This window comes from Clostridium arbusti SL206, from assembly GCF_000246895.1.
Taxonomy (GTDB): domain Bacteria; phylum Bacillota; class Clostridia; order Clostridiales; family Clostridiaceae; genus Clostridium_I; species Clostridium_I arbusti.
In genome coordinates, this window is the sequence record NZ_BAEV01000203.1 from 1 (window position 1) to 746 (window position 746).

At 52.5% G+C, this 746-nt stretch carries 1 rRNA gene; it reads right to left on the reverse strand.

Annotated elements, in window-relative coordinates:
• Positions 1 to 746: ribosomal RNA gene (locus RH99_RS18785) — 16S ribosomal RNA — on the reverse strand; the annotation flags it as partial.

The following is a 746-nucleotide window of genomic DNA, read 5'->3' on the forward strand; positions in this document are numbered from 1 at the left end:
ACACGTAGTATAAGGTTCTTCGCGTTAGCTTCGAATTAAAACCACATGCTCCGCTGCGTTGTGTCGGGCCCCCGTCAATTCCTTTGAGTTTTAATACTTGCGACCGTACTTCCCAGGCGGAGTACTTATTGTGTTAACTGCGGCACAGAAGGAGTCGATACCTCCTACACCTAGTACTCATCGTTTACGGCGTGGACTACCAGGGTATCTAATCCTGTTTGCTCCCCACGCTTTCATGCCTCAGCGTCAGTTACAGTCCAGAAAGCCGCCTTCGCCACTGATGTTCTTCCTAATCTCTACGCATTTCACCGCTACACTAGGAATTCCGCTTTCCTCTCCTGCACTCTAGACACCCAGTTTGAAATGCAGTCCCCAAGTTGAGCTCGGGGCTTTCACATCTCACTTAAATGTCCGCCTACACATCCTTTACGCCCAGTAAATCCGGACAACGCTTGCCACCTACGTATTACCGCGGCTGCTGGCACGTAGTTAGCCGTGGCTTCCTCCTTTGGTACCGTCATTATCGTCCCAAAAGACAGAGCTTTACAATCCGAAGACCGTCATCACTCACGCGGCGTTGCTGCATCAGGCTTTCGCCCATTGTGCAATATTCCCCACTGCTGCCTCCCGTAGGAGTCTGGACCGTGTCTCAGTTCCAATGTGGCCGATCACCCTCTCAGGTCGGCTACGCATCGTTGCCTTGGTGAGCCGTTACCTCTCCAACTAGCTAATGCGCCGCGGGTCCA